Consider the following 17,893-nt stretch of genomic DNA (forward strand, 5'->3'; position numbering starts at 1 on the left):
ACCATCCTTAAGGATGGACACCGCACGGGAAATCTCGGCGCGGGAAAGCTGATCAAGAGGGTGAGATACCCCTACCATGGTGTCGATTTCAGTGTTGATAGACATAGTTAGCTCCTTAATTCTTTATCTAGGATGAAGGCCCCTACGGCCTGGAAGTGAAGGTGTTAGGTGAGAAGAGTGGGGTCAAGGACGAGGAGAAAGTGCGCTGCGCTGCGCCGCTCATTCGCCGGCCAGCAGCCAATCTGATGCGGCTTTACGGTAACGGATGATGCCTTTGTACTCGGCCATGTCATCAGGGAGTTCGGCCAGTACGTGGCCGGCGCGCTCGCGCCAAACGGGTACTTGGGCGATATCAGAAAGGGGCAGAAGGTAGGTACGGACCAGAAAGAGCACGGCCCCGGTGTGTGGGAGGCAGAGCATGTGCTGAACTTCCACACGCAGGTGGAGCCTATTGGGTAGATCAGGGTCATTGGCGATGGTTCCGCGGTCGCGGGCCCATTCCGGGTAACTTTCGGTGGAGGTGTCTAGACGCCGGTCTACGGTCATTGTCCAGTTGGTTCTGCGGAATTGTTCCCCGGGTTGCAGCCGTAGGAGGAATTGATGGGCCCGATTAATGACGGGTTCTGTTGTAACCCGGGGAACGGGGGTGTGGACTTCCATGAATTTCATGCCAACGTCGAATCCAAAGGACCAGTCGGCTGCGAAGGTAACAAGTCCCGCATCGAGCCAGAGCGTGTCCTCACGAGGGTCAAGGAAAACGATGTCGTCCGTGATTTGGCTGCCCAGGAACCGCATGGGACCCATGGGAAGTGAATCGTCATCGCCGACCGTGAATTCCAGTTCCAGATTCTGCAAGGTATTGGTCCAGCGGCAGACATTTCCCTCTCGGTGATAAGACATTGTGTCCGGGTGGTCTTCGGCCATGGCGGGCAGCAGTGTCGTGATTGCATCCCAGACGGCCGGTCGCATGTGGGGCAGGACGGCTGTGCGGCTAGGGTCCTTTTCCAGTACTTTCTCGCGTTCCTTGAGGTCCGAAAGGTAGTATTCGTCGACGTCGATGAGGGAGGAGCCCCAGGAACCGACATCTGTCTGTACTATTTTGTGGGCCGGTTCAACGTTGGCGCTGTAGCGGTAGCTGTCACTGGAAAAAGGGAAGGGAAAGCCCTTGATTCGTTCCGGGAGGACGGCTGTGTCCCCCGTGTTTTGATCGTTGATGATAGTGGTATTCAAAGGTCCAACTCCAATTCTTCATCGAGGCTGCGGGAAACGCAGCACATCATCGTGGTGTTCTCGGCCTTTTCTTGGTCGCTCAAGTAAAGATCCCGGTGCTGGGGTTTACCTCGAAGCACTGAGAGGGAACATTCCCCACAGATGCCTTTTCGGCACATATTGGGGATAGCTTTCCCTGCTTGTTCGAGTGTCTCCAGCAAGGAGACGCCAGCCGGAACGTTCAATTTAACGCCGCTTCGGGCCAGATTCACCGTGAACGGTTCCCCTGCGTCTAGTTCGGCTGCGCCGAAGGCTTCCGAGTGCAGCCGCGCGGAAGGCCAGCCATGCTCGCGCGCTTGGTCAAGAACGGCATCCATGAAGGCAACTGGGCCGCAGACGTAAAGGTGGGTTCCCAGCGGCTGGGTCGTGAGCTTTTCTGCCAGAGTCTTTTGGAAACTGACCCGATCGCTGCATTCGGTCACGGCCGATCCCAGAAGTTCCTTGGCCTCGGTCACGTGGGCCCCGGCTCCAGGCCTGTGCACGTAGATCAGATCCGCAGCTATACCCCATTCGGCACAGGCACGGGCGTGCGAAAGCACCGGGGTGATGCCGATTCCAGCCGCAACCAGCAGAAAATGCCTAGCTGTTGCCGCAGGAGCAAAGGCACTGCGGGGACGGGAAACGTAAACTAGGTCACCGGCGGCGAGCCGATGCATCGCGAGGGAGCCGCCAGCTCCGTCTGCAACCTGAAGGACGGAGATGGTGTATTCGGACGGGGCAGTGCCTGAACCGGTGAGCGAGTAGGCATTGGCGCCGGTCCCGCATTGGACCACCAAGTGGCTCCCCGGGACATACGACGGCAGCGGTGCCCCCGATGGATCAGCGAAGGTGATGCTAACAATGGATTCCGTCTGACGAGTGACGTCTGTCACTTCGAGCTGAAGGCCATCCTTCACTGCATGGTGGACCTCGGGTTGGAGTGCTGTCATAGTCATGCTGCCTCCTCGGCATTGGCGGCGAATCCCAGATATGCGGCTTGACGCCTGGAAAAGTGATTAGCGATTTCCAAGTCAGTGGCGCATCCTTGACACTCCACTTCTGAACCGATCGGCTCCACTGTCTCTGTTCTGGTACGGCAATGTGCGCAGAACACAACGCGGAGTCCGGACTCATCACTTACGAGCGTCACTTCCTCCTCCGCCAGTCCACATTCCGCAGCGACTGCTGCAGCTGCATGGATGTCAACGGGGGAGCCTGTGAGAACCAAACGAATCCCAACACTGGAACGCAGGAGCGCAGACCTCAATTCCGAAAGAGATTCCGGGTTTGCGGAGGTGAAGCGGAGGTCATGCCTGGGACGGCCACCGGCGTCGTGATCGGCGGTGTCATCTGCTGAGTCAAACGACACGCAGACGACACCGCGAAAACCTGATTCGCAGCCAGTACCTGCTGGCTGCGGCAAGGATGCGATACGCATGATGGTCCCTAGGAGGACATGGAGCCGTGGGCGGTGAAGAAGCCTAGGCCGTAGTCGGGGGTTTCGAAGGTGATTTGTGATCCGGCGGGGAAGAAGAGGACGTCGCGTTCCTTGGCGTGGGTTACTTCTCCTGTGACTCGGTCGGTGAGTTTGAATTCGCCCTTGATGACGACTTTCATTTCATCGCATTCGTAGGTGTAGATCAGGGGTTCGGAGGCTTTGAGTTCGAAGAATCCGCTACTCATCACTGATCCGTTGGGGTGGGTGAGGGAGTCACCGATGAAAGCGTCGACGCCGGGGATGTTCATGGAGGGAAGTCCGATGAAGCCGTTTTCCACCTTGTGAATCGCGCCGGTCTTGGTGGGTGTTCCGAGAACAGTTTCCATTGTTTTCTCCTACGAATAGTGTTGCGAAAATATGATTTATTATTGGTGCAGATGAGAGTTCTGTAGAGGTCACGTCAGAACCCTCTGGTTCGAGTTTCTGGAAAGGATCGCCCGCTAGACCAACACAACCTAGGTTGCAGGGGCCCAGTGGAGCGCTTCTCTGAACCCTACTGGCGTGATGTTGGTCACGTACGTCCCTTCGTAGTAACAAAGCTACGCCACTTGATACATGCAGTCCAGACTTTTTAAAATTTAATATTCTTTTAGCGCAACTAAGCTCCTCTCCTGGCAAGGCAGGGCTACGCTGCTTGGGCCGTTGGTATGGGCGGTCCGTTGGTAGGCGGACAGTTTTGATGCGACCACACGGAGGGCTAATACTGGATCGATGTCAGACTCAGACCTCCTGAAGTAGGCACTCGTTCGTTGTTGAAGTTTGTGCCTGGGCGACTTGGTAGTTCAGGGTGCGGTGGTCGCCGGGGAGCCGGCTGGGTGTGTTGTTGAGTTCCTCGGTGAGCAGTTGAAGGGCTCGGGCGACGCGTGGGCTGTCTGGCCTCTCGAGGGTGATGGTGATGGCCTTGGCGGTGTAGGTGATGGTGCCGCCTTGGTGGAGCAGGTGGCGGGTGATGGCTCGGTATTCGTCCGGATCGTTCAGGTAGGCGTTGAGGTGGTCCGCGAGCCAGGCTTCGGCGTTGAACGCCAGCAGCCGCAACACCATTTGCATGCCCCTGCGTTGAAGGTGGGGGCGGGCGAGTTGCGCGTCGGGGTTCAGCTCGTTCGCGGGGAGTTTGGCCCGGATGGGCTTGAGTGCCGTTTTGGCGTCGGTGAGGTCCTTGGTGGCGTCTTCGATGGTGCGGTGGATGCCGGGGAGGGCGGCGTTCATCTGTTTCGGTGTGCCGCCGCTGGCGAGGAGCTGGGCCAGGGACCGTTCGGCGTCAGCCAACGTGGTTTCGGCGGTTTTGACGGTTTTGCGGGCGGCAACCCGGGCGGGGTTGGCGACCTTGCGGGTGTCGGTGTCGATGTCCATGGAATAGTCGGCGAGGGCATCGATGCCGTTGTGCGCGGCCGCATATTTGAACATGTTCTCAATCCGCCAGCGGGACCGCAGCCAGCACAGCAGTTCCGCCCCGGTGCCGGTCGTTTCGCTGGTGAGGACCTGGAGCACGGGTGCGCCGTGTTCGAAGAGCGTTAGTTGGCGTGCGTTCCCGTAATCCTTGATCCCCACGGTTTCATCGGCCAGCTCGACACTGATGTCCTTGCCGTTGCGCACCGTGGTGGAGGTTGCCGGGGTCGCGGTGGTCTCGGCCAGGGGTGCGCGGCGGTAGCTGATCCAGTGTGCGCCGGCGTTGCGGCAGGCAGTAAAGGCGATAGGGAATGCCCCGCCGCGGTCAAAGCCGAGCAGGATCGGCGCGTGGGGGCCAATCACCTCCCTCAGTTGGGTGAGCACGCCGGGGAGGTTGGAGGCCAAGGAGGTGGGTTCCCCGGAGCCAAAGACGACTGCCCGGCCGCGGGCATCGGCCAGGACCGTGTCATCGCGCCCGGACTCGGCGTGGCGGCGCTTGGTGTTCCAGCCCTTCGCCACCGGCTTCGCCCCGGCATAGGGGACGAAGTGGTCATCAACGTAGTAGACAGGATCATCGGCCGGGTCGAAGGCGAGCATCCCGGAAGCGAAGGCCCGCTGCACGGCCAGCGGATCGGAGCCGTCGGCCAGCGCGGTCAGGCGGAAACGCAGGGTCGCGAGCTCCGGGACCATGGTGATCCCGACGGTCGGGCCGAGTTCGCCCCGGCGCAGGTGCTTGAACCCCTCCATCGTCCCGGCCCCGAGGGCGAAGCCCAGTGTTGCTGTGGTGAGCACCGCCAGGTTGTCATACCGCCTCGCCGGCGCCCCGGCCAGGGTCGCGAACGTGGCCTCGGCCCCGACCCGGTCAAGGAAGGCGTGCAGCAGCATCGACCCGGCATACCGGGAGAAGACCGTACCCGAATCGATGCGTGCGGCGGCCCCCTCAGAGCCACTGGCTTCCTGCCCCGGCGAGGTTTCCTCCGGTACAACGCCGGGCCCGCCCGTGATTGCCCCCGCACCGTTGCCGGCACCGGCGGCCCCGGGTGCGGCGATCTCGAGTTCTTCCTGCGGCGTGATCACCCCGTGCCGGGCGAGCAGCTCGCTGATCACCGACCGTGCCACCCCGAGGCGGGCGGCAATTTCCCTCTGGCTCACACCTTCCCCGGCCCACGTCCTGGCCCGGGCCACCTGCCGGTCACTGAGCTTGGGCGGACGCCCCCTACGGCGCACCAGCCCGGCCGAGCCCTCCGAACGGGCCCGAGCCCGCAACATCGACACGTACTGCGGGCTCAGCCCGAACAACTCCGCCGCCCGGCGGCACGCCACCCCGGCGTCCGTGACCGCGACCACCGTCAGATTGCGCATCCCCGCATCGTCGCACTCATACAAGAATAGCACCCGCGTCCCGAGCAGGACCGTCGTCTGGCCCTCCGAATCCACCCGACGAAGCACCGCCGGATCCGGCATTCCCGCAAACTCCAAAATCGACTCCGACATGCCTGAAACACTACCGGACGACTTCAATAATTCAACGGATTTCCGACGGCACGCCGCCCGAGAAAATCCCCGGAAACAAAGGGAACCTGAAACCTACTTCAGGAGGTCTGAGACTTGAGAAGGGCTTCGCAGGTATCTTAACGCCGGGTTAGACAGCCTGGGGTCTATTCCTTGCCGACACATGCCTGTCCTATTTCCTGGAGCCAAGAGGTAAGTGCGCAAACGCAGGTTGCGCGTTCGGAGTAGCAACCTCTATGACCGGCGGGTAGATGCCTTGGCAGACTACGACGGGAGCGATTTGAACAGGAAACCTCTAGTTTTCATCTTGGGCAGTGTTTTTCTCCCCAAGAAACTGGGGACTGAAACCGCGTCAAACCCGCGTGGGTAGGAGCTCAGGACTCTGGAATAGATTTGGTGCCTCGGCACTGGGGTAGCTATTTTGACTGGTAGGTCTTCGCAGCGTGCGATGATGGCAGTGGAGTTCACCTCAGTGGGGTAGGTACGCCACGAAAGGTTGCATCCCTGGCGGATGAAGGCATGGAATTCGTCGGTACCGCGTCTGTGTTCGGTGTTCATACGGAACGTCCACGTGAGTGACATCATCAAGTCGTAAGCGGCCATGAGGTTGACCCGATGGATGGTTTTTGGCTCGGTGTCCAGAACCTGTTGATGAGGGAGTCAGGTCCCCGTCCAGGGAAGTTGGGTGCGCTTTACGTGCCAATTTACCGGCATCTATGGCGTGGCACTCTGGGTAGGGTGCCTCCACGCGGCCGTAAAGGCTTGGTAGGCCTTGGTTTTGGCTCAGTTGAGGCCAGTCAGCTCCGTGTCGTCATCGCTTGAGATGTGTGGCAGTCGTGGTTTAGGCCGCCGTGCATGGGGGCGTACTAGGACTGGTTTCTCTGCCGCCGGATCCTAATCCGAAAAGTCCCTCCCGGGCCGTAGTTCTTGGTTGTTGATGATGCGAATCTGGCAAGATCCATGCGCATGGTCTGGTGGAGCGAACATTTCCCCAGTCATTGCAGTGGTCGTAAGCGGAAGGTCAATGAAAATATTCATCGATGATTCGGTTCGAGTTTCTCCGTGTGGCACCAAGGGGAACAGGTTCTCGGCACCTTCACTTACCGGGCCTTTACTTCAGGTCAACACATCGAAACCTGTTCTTTCATGTGTCGGACGAGGGCCCGGAACCCGGGGTCACGGTCAAAGCCGACCAGCACCCGCCAGTTTGGCTCGCCAGATTTCGTGCTATTGAGCAAAGGTATCTCGTAGCACTGTTGTGATGGATGTGCTTGACTCACTCATCTTCATACATGACTCCCAACCGAAACCCAGGGCCCCGGTCATGGCCATGGCCATGGTCATGGTCATGGTCATGGTCATGGTCGGATGATGGTTTTGCGGGTTCGTTGATTTCCCGGGGTTTTCGATAGGGAAGGGCTTTTAATTTTGTGTTAATTTTGTTCCATGAGGGAAGAACAGGTTGCGGCGTTGCGCGGCGAGCTTGAGGGCTACGGTGCCGAGGTTTTTGGTTCCCTGCCGCGGAAGGATCAGCGGGAGAAGTCCAGTCTTTATCTGCGCGGGTTGATGCTCGATGGTCAGCGCAAGTCCCTGCAGCCCATGGCCGAACGTTTGGGCATTGATCATCAGCAGCTCCAGCAATTCACGGCCTCATCGACCTGGGCTGTGGAGCCGGTCCGACGCAAGATCGCGTCCCTGGCTATCACTTTGGTTACTCCGGAGGCTTGGGTCATTGGCGACACTGGATTCGCCGAGGAAGGCACTGGATCGCCCGGGGTTGGACGGCAACACTCGGGGACTTTGGGAAAGATCGAGAACTGTCAGATCGCCGTGTCCCTGCACGCGGCCACCGATGCGGTATCCTGCCCGTTGAACTGGCGCCTGTACATCCCTGAGGCCTGGGATGATGACTGCGAAGCCAACGAGGACGCCCAAGCTGTTGCTGCGTGCCGCCAACGGGCCGGGGATACCGGAGACCGTTCGACACCGCACGAAATGGTCCCAGGCGCTGGAAATGATTGACGAACTCTCCGCCTGGGGTCACCAGCCACCGTCCGTCGTCGCAGACGCCGGCTACGGGGAAATCACCGCGTTCCGCCAGGGCCTTTCTGAACGTGGAATCAGCTGCGTACTGGCCGTAAGATCGGCCACACCGCCCACCTGGCCACCGCGGTCCCCGAACCCCCGGAGTACACCGGGCGAGGACCACGCGGTCTTCCCCGATACCGCGATGCAGCGCCCTCTCTGAAGGCTCTGGTCCTGGCCGCAGGGAGGAAAAAGCTGCACGAAGTGACGTGGCGCCACGGCACCAGAACCGACCCCCGCAACGCCAATGCAGCGATGAAATCCCGCTTCCCGGCGATCCGTATCCGCCCCGCCACCCGCGACATTGCGCTGAATGAAGATCGTTCCCTGCCCTAGGCCTGGATGCTGGCCCAATGGCCGGTGCACGAGCCGGCACCCACGGACTACTGGATCAGTGACCTGCCCGCTGACACGCCCCTGAAAACCCTCGTCAGGCTAGCCAAGATGAGATGGAGGATCGAACACGACTACCGCGAACTAGAGACCGGCCTGGGCCTGGACCACTTCGCAGGACGATCCTTCAACGGATTCCATCGCCACCTCACCCTGGGCGTCGCAGAACAGCTCTTCATCACACGCAAGAGGCTCACCACCCCAAAAGTCCAAGCGGTGGCCTAAGTCTTTATAGTGTCCTAAAAGCCCTTCAAGAAATCATCGTCGGCATGCTCGAACGCTGCCCCACCTGCCAACGAGCACCATCCACCTAACAAAGTACTACTTGGAGTGCGCTGAATAATTTGGTGGGTTTAAGGAGCGCCTATCGGGTTTTTTGTGTGGATCGTTAAGACTTGATGTATGCAAGGTATTGAGGTGGCCCAGCGCGGTTTTTTGGATGTGGAGGCACTGGCTGGGGAGTTGTTGGTCCCGGGCAGTGCCTACGCTTTTTGACCGATCACCGGGGGGCGTTGTTGCCTGATTCGATGATGGAGGACTTGTTTCCTTCCGCGCTGGGCCGGCCCTCGATTCCGGCATCGGTGATCGGTTCGGTGATCGGTTCGGTGCTGGTGTTGGAGGCGTTGGAGGGGCTCTCCGATCGGGGAACGGCGGAGGCTTTGACGTTTGACCTACGCTGGAAAGCACAGTCTAGGTACGGGCTGAATGAGACAGCGTTCCACCCCTCGGCGTTGACGCATTGGCGCAAGCGCCTGCGTGAGAGCGAGAACCCGCACCGCATCAACGAGGCCGTCGCTCAAGTCATTATCGCGACGGGGGTGTTGAACGGGCGGCACCGGCGGGCGGTGGATTCGACCGTGCTCCAGGACGCGGTGGCCCGCCAAGACACGATTACCCAGTTGATTGCCGTGATCCTCCGCTTTGGCAAGACCATGGAGCATGGCGCCACCTTGATTGATGGCGATTCACGCACGCTCGTATGGCTACACGCATGTGGGCAAGCCGGAGATTGCCCGGGATGACAAGGAACCGAAAGAGGCCCTGATTTCGGGGCTGGTCACGGACGCCCTGACCCTGCTCGGTGCAGTGGATGCGACTGTCTTGGAGGAGGACTCCCCCGAGTACCAGGCCTATGTTTTGTTGTCCCTGGTCGCTGGCCAGGACGTCGAACCGGCAGAGGACTCCGATGGCACCGACGGGCGGTGGCGGATCGCCCGGAAGGTCGCCCCGGACCGGTTGGTCTCCACTGTTCATCCGCAGGCCCGGCATGCGCACAAGTCCCGCTCGGTGATGATCGATGGGTTCAAGGGCCACATCGTTGCCGAACCGGAAACCGGGCTCTACACCAACGCCGTGATGACCGCCGCTTCCGGGCCCGGTTCCAGCGACACAGAGGCCGGTATCGAGCTCATCGCCAGTGATGCGACGATGCAAGACCCCGAGACGGAATACCAAGTACTCGGGGATTCTGCCTACGGTTCCGGCCCCATGCTCGAAGCCCTCGAGAGTGCCAGGCACAAGGCGTTGGTCAAGCCCAAACCCTTGCGTCCGGCAGTGCCCGGCGGCTATGACTTGGACGACTTCACCCTGGATGAAGAGAACAACACGCTCACTTGCCTGGCCGGTGAAGTGCGCACGATCAGTGCCAAGGGCAATGTGAACTTCGGCGCCGCCTGCAAAGCCTGCCCGCTACGGGAGATGTGCACCACGGCCAAGGGCGGGCGCAAAGTTGTTTATTACCCGCCATCACGGACGCCAACGCGCCTACCGGGCCCTGGTGGAACGATCGATCGGCTGGGCCTTGCCGGCGGGAACCGGCGACTGAGATATTAAGGAGTGGTGAGGTGTTCTAATGATGTGAGACGTTCCTGAAAGGATTGTTCCCATGTCTTCTCGACCAACCTACTCTGATGAGTTCAAGGCCGACGCAGTCGCGTTAGCTGAATCTTCCGGCCGCCCGCTAGCGCTGGTCGCTGCTGAACTCGGCATCTCCTTGACCGCTCTCAAGCGCTGGGTCAGGCTCGCTCACGATGGCCAAAGCGGTGATGGGAAGAAGCCGGATCAGCCGGTGGATGCCGCGAAATACAAGGCCTTGGAAGTCCGGCTGCGTGAAGTAGAACGGGAGAATGAATTCCTAAAAAAGTCTCAGCGTTCTTCGCCAAGGAGCAACGGTAGATGATATCTACCGCTTTGTTCAGCAGGAGGAGAACGCTGGAGAAAAGGTGGCATGGATGTGCCGGCAATTGGATGTGCCCAGGTCCTCGTACTACCGCTGGCGTGATGCCACCGATACGCCCACAACCATCCGCCACAGGGAGCTGACCGATCAAGTGAAGACGATGTTCCATTCCTCTGATGGGATCTTTGGCCACCGCATGGTTCACACCAAATTAGCCGCCGACGGGGTTGCTGTTTCCGTGGGAACCGTGGCCACGATCATGACTGAAAACGGATGGGCCGCCAAGCGGATGCGGGCCTTCAAACGCACCACCATCCCCAGCGATCCGGACAAGGTTTTCAAGGATCTCATCTTCCGTGACTTCACCGCAGAAACCCCGGGCACCCGCATGGTCGGAGACATCACGTATTTGCGTACGGGTGAGGGGTGGCTGTATTTGGTTACCGTCATCGACCTGTGCACCCGCATGGTCGTCGGCTGGGCCATGGCCGATCACATGCGCGCTTCGCTGTGTGTTGGTGCGCTAGAAATGGCCAGAGACAAGGGGTACCTGCAACCCAACGCAATTTTCCACAGCGATTAAGCCGAGAATTTCGTTAAGCTGAGTGACGGCTCGGTGGACTCGTGTTTGCGCTGTGTCAGGTCCAGTTTTGCGGCTTAATCGTTCGTAGATTATTGGAAGACCCGACCATCCATGGTCCGCAGTGGTCAGGTCAATCCTCGAACGTGGAATCGTCAGCTGATGGGCAAGGCGGCATTCGGTGCCTGAATCACTATGTCAAGCAGGAGGTCGCAGTTGAAGCTCATGGGTAGCGGTCCTACCTTCGTGGCGGAGCCGCGGTCCGTGGAACAAAAACGAACCAGAAAGTTAAGCCGAGGAATCTATCCCTGACCCCCGGAGCGACGCGGTCAGAAGCTCGGCGCTCGGCTTAACGGATTTGTCGGCTTAATCTGAGTTAAGCCGAATTCGGCTTAACAGCGACCATGGGGCGTAGTACACATCCCGTGAAATGGGGGCCTGGTGCGCCGGCAATAATGTCCGTCAGTCCATGGGATTTGTGATGTCTCTGGTCTTTCGTGACAGTTCTGCCTCAGGACATTGGTGACGGTTGGTGTGTCAGGACTTTGGTGACAGTGTTCGTTTCGACGGTGTTCGCTTCCGGGTCTGGTCGAAGGGCGCACGGGATTTGGTGATGCCAACGTAGGCAGTGCCTTTTGGCGGCCATGTGTAGTCGGCGATGACTTCGCCTTGGGTGTTGGCGAAGATGATGCCCTCGGCATCCCAGGTTGCGATGGCGGTGCGTCCGCTCATGGCGGCAGTCAGGGAGAATATGGTTCGTCCGATGTTGACCACGCCGTTGGAGTACACCTTCAGTTCCCGGTTTCCGCTGCCGACGGGTTGGGTGATGCTGCCGGTGAGTTTCTGCGGGGCAGCCATGGTCGTGGCGACGGTCGCCTGCTTCTCCTCCCTGCAGGCGGTTTCTGCCTGCTCCAGGGCATCCGTGAGGCGTTCGGTGACGCTGGGGGTCCTTGTTGGAATGGCTAGTGGTGGTTCTGGCAGGACCGGGACGGGCTCCGGGCGGGGCGCCTCGGCGACCTCTGTGGCGTCCCATGACTGTTGGGGTGTGATCCGCCCTGGCAGGGCTTGGTGGGGGCGTTCGTTGTTGTAGATCAGATCGAAGCGATCAACCTGCTCCTGCAGTTCATCGAGCGTGTCTGCCAGGGGTTGCTTATCGAGCCATCGAAACAGGGTCTGGTGGAAGCGCTCGTTCTTTCCCTGGGTGGTGGGCTTGTATGGCTTGCCGGTAATTGCCTTGACCCCGAGCGAGGATACATAGGCGACGAGTTGCCCTTCGTACCCGCGGCGGGAGGGATTGAGGGCGGCACCATTGTCACTGAGCAGCCGCTGGGGGACACCATGGGCGGTGATTCCCTTCTTCACCACCACCAGTGCCGCTTCGCTGGTTTCGCCCTCGGCCACGTGGGAGGCGACCGCGAGGCGGGAATGATCATCGATGAGCTGGAAGATCACGCATGTGCGCCCACCGGTGAGTACATACTCGGTGGCGTCAAGCTGCCAGCACGCGTTCGGGGCCGGGTAGACGAATCTGCGATGCGCTGCACGCGGCTTCTTCTTCGGCTCCGCACGGGCCACGTCCCGCTCGCGAAAGATCCGGGCTAGAGACGCCGGCGACGGCGCCTCCATGCCAAGGGCATTCATCTTGTCATGAACGCTGATCGGCCCGTGGTCCAGTCCCGAGGATTCCATGGCAGCACGAACCTTGACTGCTTCGTCCTTGCGCTCCTCGGACAGCTTCGATGGTGAGGTCTTCGGGCGGCGGGACCGTGGCTCCAAGGCAGCAGCCTGCCCCTCATCACGGGCCCTGCCACGGATCACGTAGAACGTCTTGCGGGTAATCCCGTGCTCGACACAAAACGTGGTGACCGCGCCCCGGGGTGCTTTCTCAGGCCACTGCGCAATCGCAAGGCGGACACGGGCATCAACAAGCTTATTAGTAGTCATCCCGCATTTTCTGCGGAGCGGCGCCCTACCTACAAAACCGGCGGACTCTCAACGACCGGCGGCCACACCACCAGGGGAAGTGTCACCACCAAAACACCCCAATCTGTCACCAATGTCTTGAGACAGAACTGTCACCGATGACTTGGGAGATAACATCAGTCCATGGGATTAGCCGGTTAATGCTGGGACAATGCCGTAGCTGAATCAGCGTTCTCATCCCTGATAAGCGAGTTCTACCACCACTACAGCTTTGACACCCGCCAGGATGCCAGAAGGGCCACCATGCGCTATATCGAGGCCTTCTACAACCGGTGGAGACCACACACTCACAACGACGGCTTACCGCCGGCAACAGCCATGGCCAACTTCACCACCCAAAACCAGCAACAACGCGCTGCTGCCTAGCCAAAAAGAAACTAACCAACTGATGCTCCTATAGGTGTCAAGCGACTGTTTTCAGTGGTTGCAGCTACGCGCTGCCGCACTGAACCTTCTCCGACTGCTGAAACTGGGTCTCACCGGCCAAAAAGGGGCATGGGCCCTGGGACAGGCCACCGGGCAGGGACCCGATCTGCCCCAGACCAGAACCTCATCGATGGACCTCTCCACGAAGGACATTCAGCCCTCCAAAACAGCCAACCAGAAATCCCGAAAGGCCAGAAAAGAGAGTCTTAGCGAGCCGCCCACGCCTCCAAAAAGCGACGGACAACGAAATCCACGCACCATAATTGCCCCTTGTTCAGCACACTCTTAGGATGTCAAAGTACAAATGCGAGCGATGCTTCACTCTGGCTCGATGGGGTCGCTCCAATGGTAGATGCGGCTCTGACCGGGAAGCCCTCGAAGAACTCGTCAAGGTATCCAGAAAGCTTGGGACGAAGAGACTCTGGCTCGCCATGCGGCGGCGGTAATAGGAAATCCAAGTCATCACCGTCACCGGCCCCGCCACTGGACAAGGTCGAAGTGAACAACACCTGCGGCGAACACGTGAAGAGCAAACCAGCTAACCGGCCCTTGACGCTGGTGTGTCAAGTGCCAGGGGCCGGCTTGCTGGAAGGGGCTTTACGGTAACAGTGACTATACGACGCATGTTGTGCTCAAGAGCGCCACCTGAACGGCTGGGAATCATGCGTCACAATAGCAGGGTTCACCACAAGCTGCGGAGAGCCGATTTACCGGATCTTTTCTAGAAACCTGCCTCCGTCGGTGCTATGGAACACTTTCCAGATCTGCGGCATCGTTACCTGACGAGTGAGCATGGGCCTCCTTGGTCTTCTTGTGACTCGATTCGTGCTGGGAGTAGAACCAGATGGGGATGTAAAACGCCAAGACGATGAAGCCAACCCATGTTGAGGTCCAGCCGACCTCTAGGCTGTTCAGGTAGACAACGCCTATCAGGCACAGTGGAACGTTGAACAGGCCAAAGATCATGGCGACATGTCGCCAGCCCCTGGGTGCTTTGAAGGGTCGTTCCAGATTCGCAAAGGAGGGGTGTTTTTTGGCTTTGACATAGGCGAACAGGCTAATGCCGTTGGCGAAAGTGTAACCAATCGCCGATGCCGCAACAATCGCCGCGGGGTTTCCCAGGGAAATCAGCACCAGGTTGAAGACTCCGATGACGAGCATGGCAACGAACGGGGTTCCATGGGGATTCAGCTTGCCAAGGACCTTGGGAAGGTTTCCTTCCGTTGCCATGGAGTGCATGGCGCGGGAAGAGCCCAGATAGGCCGTTTGGATGATCAGTATCATGGCGGCGATCAACATGATGATGGTGATCATGGAACCGGCTTGGCCGAAGACAGCTTGGGCGACTGGGATCAGGGGCGATATAGGTTCGGCAATCACACCCTCAACGCCAAGGACACCGATCACTGATGATTGCACCAGAACAAACAAGAGCAAGCAGATGATGCCGCAAGCATACAGCGCTTTGGGGACATCTTTGGAAGGGTTTTTGTATTCGGGGCCGTAGATGGCAGCTGTTTCCCAGGCGCAGGCGCTCCACTGTGCGATCGCGAAGATGCCAAGGAGAATCAGGATATGATGCAGATCCCAAGCCCAGTCAGTCGGCCACCAGCTGCCGGTGATATTGGACAGTTCAACGTGTCCGGTAGCAAAAGGTGCCACGGCCAAGATCACCAGCGGTATCAATGAAATAGCGGCCAGGATGTATCCCAGGATGGCGCCGTCCTTGAGACCGAACCAATTCACCACGAACAATCCGGCGAAAATCACCACGCCTGACATCAACGAGAGTTGATACTGGGAAAAGGTCTCGCCCAGCACCGGAAACAGCCCATGGAGATAACCTCCGACGAGGATGGAAAAGATCGCCAGCACCGGGGTCCAAGCAAACCAGTAGCTCCAGGCGCTGAAGCCGCCAATCAGCTTGCCCTTGTCATACTTTCCCTCATAGTTTTCGGTGCGAAAGACATGCTGCGCTATGCCGGGCAGACCAGACGCCTTGGGAAATTTGGTGGCCATTTCAGCATAGGCGGTGCTCTGCATGAAACCCTGAAGAACAGACAATCCCCAGATAAGAATTGCCGCGGCAGACATGTACAGCGGAATATAGCCCAAGGACGGCAGAATCAGCAACGGCACACCCAGCGCAATGGCAAGTCCCTGCTTCCAGTCGATCGACCTTTCCAGGCGATCGTCTCCATCTAAATTCTTTTCACTCATAACAATCTCCCTTTAAAATACATAAAATTATTCGATTCTTAGATAACTGGTTTGGCTTTTTAAATATCTAAAGTGGCAATATAAAGCACCATAATACTCTTGGCTACAAGTGCGACTGCTTGGATTTACCCCTGCTTTCTAAAATCATTGGCGTTGCATGATTCAAGACGCACCATAATTTGTGAAATCTATCATCGCAATAGAAAGATGTGCGTATTCATAGATAGAGGCGGGCCCTAAACTTGCTATCTTCAAAATTTTTCAGTTTGAATTAGCAGTGCCGAAAATCAATAATCAATAGCGTGAGCTGCAGCTGCTTTGATGCCGGTCATGCGTCCTGTAAGTATGAGAAGCACGCCCACCCAGGCCAGCTCGGCTTCGGATCTCAGATCCAAGAAGTTCTCTGGGGCTGAAGACGCGAAGTGAAGATCATGCCGTGGTAGGTCGTCGACGTATTTCTCTTCCAGGGAACCTGCTTTACCAAACGACACACGGCTAACACGGCGGAGGCTCGGGTCGCAGCAGACGCTTTCTAGCACCTTCATGGTTGCCGCGGTTCGCGTGGCGGGTCTCAGTGTGCGAAGGAACGGTGGCGGGTGAAGAATCCCAGTGCGTAGTCAGGGGTCTGAAACTTCACTGTTGTTCCCTTGGGGAAGAACAGCACGTCACGTTCTTTTCCAAGCGCTACACCCCCCGTTGCCATGTCGGTAAGAACAAACGTCCCCTGCACGACGACCTTCATTTCGTCGTACGTGTAGGTGTAGACCGCGGGTTTGGAGGCTTTCAGCTCGAAGAATCCGGCGCTCATGACCGACCCGCCGGGGTTGGAGAGGGAGTCACCGATGGCGGCGTCGCTTTCAGGAAAGTTCATCGATGGCAGTCCGATGTAGCCACCTTCCACCTTGTGGATGGACCCCGTCTTGGTCAGTGTTCCAGCGAGAATTTCCATGGTTTCCTCCTACGAATAGTGTTAGGAACGTATGATTTATTATTGAATGCAGACGATACTTCTCCAGGGGCGCATCAGTACCCTCAGTCTCGAAGCCCGAGAAGGGATCGCCCGCTACTCAAAAATCCCCGGGTTTGTGCAGGGCCGATGGGCTCTTCTCTGAATCCGGTCAGCGTGATGTCGATCACGTGCGCACCTTCCTCTCAGTAAAAGTACGCCCTATTATTCATATAGTCCAGACTTTTTTAAGTTTTCTAGAGATCGAGATGTATTTAAGGATCCTCATGACTGTTGTCATGTTGGGCGCACTCAGGAATCGTGTTCGGAGCCGTCGTCATCAGGACCATCTCCTAGGGTTACTTGGGGAATTTCGAAGTGAACATCAGCGTTCAGACCCTTTTGGGAATGACAGGAAGGCGGATGAGGTGGCAAACGCCGCGACTCCGGAGGGCTGCATGAGGTCCATGGTGCCTGTGTAGTGGTTGCGTGGCTCGAGCTTGGCCTGAAAAGGTTGAAGCTGGCGAACTCAAACTTCAAGAGTAAGAGGGTTGTCACGGCGAAGCTTCGCCTTCCACTGCACTTCCACTGCACTGATCGTTAAATACATTGACGCACAGGGATGGCAAATTCAGCGTGATGGTACGGGTAGGTGGTACTGCTGGTTACAGGGACCCGGTACTGGCCAGAAAACGTTGTCGTGGGTTTCTGGCCAGTACCCGGTTGTGACCGTCGCCGGTCGGGGTGGTGGTGTCGCGCCGGGGTGTTGTTCCTATTCCCAGTGGTCCTTGGGGTCGCGGGCTTCTTGGGTGTGCAGGCGGCGCATGTCGATGACACCGAGGTTTATCGTGCGTGCCCGGATGGTGAGCCGGTTCACGATTGAATCGGCAGCGACTTCCTCCGCCAGGCTCTCGATCCAGTACCTTGGTCCGGATTGGCTGGCGATCATGGTTGGCAGGCGTTGGTCCTTGTTGACCCGGACGGTGAACAGGTCGTTCACTGCTGTCTCATCGATGCCGAAGGTGAGCAGGTCAACGGTGCTGAGCTTGTTCAGTAGGTTTTGGTGGGCAAACCTGTCTCCGCGGGCAATGACGGGCTCGAGTGCGAGATCATCCATACGGGTGCAGTGGACTGCATGCTCCGAGTGGCAGGCGGCGATCCCTATCGCGCAAGCGATGTAGGTTTTCCCGGCTCCGATAGGGGAAATAAGCAGCAGGTTCGTTGGGTCCGCCCTCCATTAGGGTTTGCCAGTAAATTAGCCGGTGTTTCGTGTTGTTGGGCCGTATCGTTGTGTTATGGCGATTGGCGTGGAGGTTGAGGGTAGTTTGCGGGCGAAGTTTGATTCGTTGTTGCCGCATTTGGATGAGCGTCAGCGCCGCCTGTTGCTGGGGGCTGAAGCCCGGGTGTTGGGTCATGGCGGGATCAAGCTGGTGGCCC

13 protein-coding genes and 2 pseudogenes are annotated in these 17,893 nt (G+C 58.5%); 6 read left to right on the forward strand and 9 right to left on the reverse strand.

Annotated features, from left to right (window positions below; all coding sequences use genetic code 11):
* Positions 1-219: 219 nt before the first annotated feature.
* The 5 genes from QMG25_RS19295 to QMG25_RS19315 form a co-directional block, all read right to left on the reverse strand.
* Complete coding sequence (locus QMG25_RS19295; RefSeq protein ID WP_283462719.1) at positions 220-1,230, reverse strand: heme-dependent oxidative N-demethylase family protein; 1,011 nt, start codon at positions 1,228-1,230, stop codon at positions 220-222.
* Entirely contained in the window at positions 1,227-2,204 is a 978-nt protein-coding gene (locus tag QMG25_RS19300) for a PDR/VanB family oxidoreductase (RefSeq protein ID WP_283462720.1), read from the reverse strand. The genes QMG25_RS19295 and QMG25_RS19300 overlap by 4 nt, the downstream gene beginning before the upstream one ends.
* Positions 2,201-2,686: a dimethylamine monooxygenase subunit DmmA family protein gene (locus tag QMG25_RS19305; RefSeq protein WP_283462721.1), complete on the reverse strand. Its 486-nt coding sequence runs from the start codon at positions 2,684-2,686 to the stop codon at positions 2,201-2,203. Before QMG25_RS19305 ends, QMG25_RS19300 begins: the two co-directional genes overlap by 4 nt.
* Positions 2,687-2,694: 8 nt before the next feature.
* Positions 2,695-3,072 (reverse strand): cupin domain-containing protein, encoded by a 378-nt coding sequence (locus QMG25_RS19310; protein ID WP_283462722.1) that lies wholly within the window; start codon positions 3,070-3,072, stop codon positions 2,695-2,697.
* Positions 3,073-3,466: 394 nt separating this feature from the next.
* The gene (locus QMG25_RS19315) at positions 3,467-5,626 is read right to left on the reverse strand and encodes a helix-turn-helix domain-containing protein (protein WP_283462723.1); all 2,160 of its coding nucleotides are present in this window, start codon (positions 5,624-5,626) and stop codon (positions 3,467-3,469) included.
* A 1,464-nt stretch (positions 5,627-7,090) separates the two neighbouring features.
* On the opposite strand from QMG25_RS19315, the pseudogene QMG25_RS19320 reads away from it, so the two are divergent.
* The 5 genes and pseudogenes from QMG25_RS19320 to QMG25_RS19340 all read left to right on the forward strand — a co-directional run bounded on the left by QMG25_RS19320 (position 7,091) and on the right by QMG25_RS19340 (position 10,884).
* Positions 7,091-8,347: pseudogene (locus QMG25_RS19320) on the forward strand (IS701 family transposase).
* Positions 8,348-8,649: 302 nt separating this feature from the next.
* Positions 8,650-9,144 carry a transposase gene (locus tag QMG25_RS19325; RefSeq protein WP_283462724.1) on the forward strand — a complete coding sequence of 165 codons (495 nt, stop codon included), beginning with the start codon at positions 8,650-8,652 and terminating at the stop codon, positions 9,142-9,144.
* On the forward strand, positions 9,080-9,955 hold the full coding sequence (locus QMG25_RS19330) for a hypothetical protein (RefSeq protein WP_283462725.1): 876 nt from the start codon (positions 9,080-9,082) through the stop codon (positions 9,953-9,955). Before QMG25_RS19325 ends, QMG25_RS19330 begins: the two co-directional genes overlap by 65 nt.
* 52 nt (positions 9,956-10,007) lie before the next feature.
* Complete coding sequence (locus tag QMG25_RS19335) at positions 10,008-10,301, forward strand: transposase (protein WP_283462726.1); 294 nt, start codon at positions 10,008-10,010, stop codon at positions 10,299-10,301.
* A 1-nt stretch (position 10,302) separates the two neighbouring features.
* Complete coding sequence (locus tag QMG25_RS19340; RefSeq protein WP_283462730.1) at positions 10,303-10,884, forward strand: IS3 family transposase; 582 nt, start codon at positions 10,303-10,305, stop codon at positions 10,882-10,884.
* 534 nt (positions 10,885-11,418) lie between these two features.
* Here QMG25_RS19340 and QMG25_RS19345 read toward each other — a convergent pair.
* Positions 11,419-12,825, reverse strand: a complete 1,407-nt coding sequence (locus QMG25_RS19345; RefSeq protein ID WP_283462727.1) for an integrase core domain-containing protein — start codon at positions 12,823-12,825, stop codon at positions 11,419-11,421.
* Between the two features lie 192 nt (positions 12,826-13,017).
* Here QMG25_RS19345 and QMG25_RS19350 point away from each other — a divergent pair.
* A pseudogene (locus tag QMG25_RS19350) lies at positions 13,018-13,230 on the forward strand (IS3 family transposase); the annotation flags it as partial.
* 804 nt (positions 13,231-14,034) lie between these two features.
* On the opposite strand, the gene QMG25_RS19355 reads toward QMG25_RS19350, so the two are convergent.
* From QMG25_RS19355 to QMG25_RS19365, 3 genes are all read right to left on the reverse strand, one after another.
* Positions 14,035-15,510: an APC family permease gene (locus tag QMG25_RS19355; RefSeq protein ID WP_283462728.1), complete on the reverse strand. Its 1,476-nt coding sequence runs from the start codon at positions 15,508-15,510 to the stop codon at positions 14,035-14,037.
* A 571-nt stretch (positions 15,511-16,081) separates the two neighbouring features.
* A complete protein-coding gene (locus QMG25_RS19360) occupies positions 16,082-16,459 on the reverse strand; it encodes a cupin domain-containing protein (protein ID WP_283462729.1) in 378 nt (125 codons plus the stop codon).
* A 769-nt stretch (positions 16,460-17,228) separates the two neighbouring features.
* Entirely contained in the window at positions 17,229-17,672 is a 444-nt protein-coding gene (locus tag QMG25_RS19365; RefSeq protein WP_349307162.1) for an ATP-binding protein, read from the reverse strand.
* Between the last annotated feature and the right edge of the window lie 221 nt (positions 17,673-17,893).

The organism is Arthrobacter sp. H35-D1 (assembly GCF_030063185.1).
Classification (GTDB): domain Bacteria; phylum Actinomycetota; class Actinomycetes; order Actinomycetales; family Micrococcaceae; genus Specibacter.

Excerpts from the sequence above, each read along its gene's own strand:
- QMG25_RS19335 (WP_283462726.1), top strand. The coding sequence starts at position 10,008 with ATGTCTTCTCGACCAACCTACTCTGATGAGTTCAAGGCCGACGCAGTC.
- QMG25_RS19355 (WP_283462728.1), bottom strand. The coding sequence starts at position 15,510 with ATGAGTGAAAAGAATTTAGATGGAGACGATCGCCTGGAAAGGTCGATC.
- QMG25_RS19310 (WP_283462722.1), bottom strand. The coding sequence starts at position 3,072 with ATGGAAACTGTTCTCGGAACACCCACCAAGACCGGCGCGATTCACAAG.
- QMG25_RS19345 (WP_283462727.1), bottom strand. The coding sequence starts at position 12,825 with ATGACTACTAATAAGCTTGTTGATGCCCGTGTCCGCCTTGCGATTGCG.
- QMG25_RS19330 (WP_283462725.1), top strand. The coding sequence starts at position 9,080 with ATGGCGATTCACGCACGCTCGTATGGCTACACGCATGTGGGCAAGCCG.
- QMG25_RS19325 (WP_283462724.1), top strand. The coding sequence starts at position 8,650 with ATGATGGAGGACTTGTTTCCTTCCGCGCTGGGCCGGCCCTCGATTCCG.
- QMG25_RS19360 (WP_283462729.1), bottom strand. The coding sequence starts at position 16,459 with ATGGAAATTCTCGCTGGAACACTGACCAAGACGGGGTCCATCCACAAG.
- QMG25_RS19300 (WP_283462720.1), bottom strand. The coding sequence starts at position 2,204 with ATGACTATGACAGCACTCCAACCCGAGGTCCACCATGCAGTGAAGGAT.
- QMG25_RS19315 (WP_283462723.1), bottom strand. The coding sequence starts at position 5,626 with ATGTCGGAGTCGATTTTGGAGTTTGCGGGAATGCCGGATCCGGCGGTG.
- QMG25_RS19305 (WP_283462721.1), bottom strand. The coding sequence starts at position 2,686 with ATGCGTATCGCATCCTTGCCGCAGCCAGCAGGTACTGGCTGCGAATCA.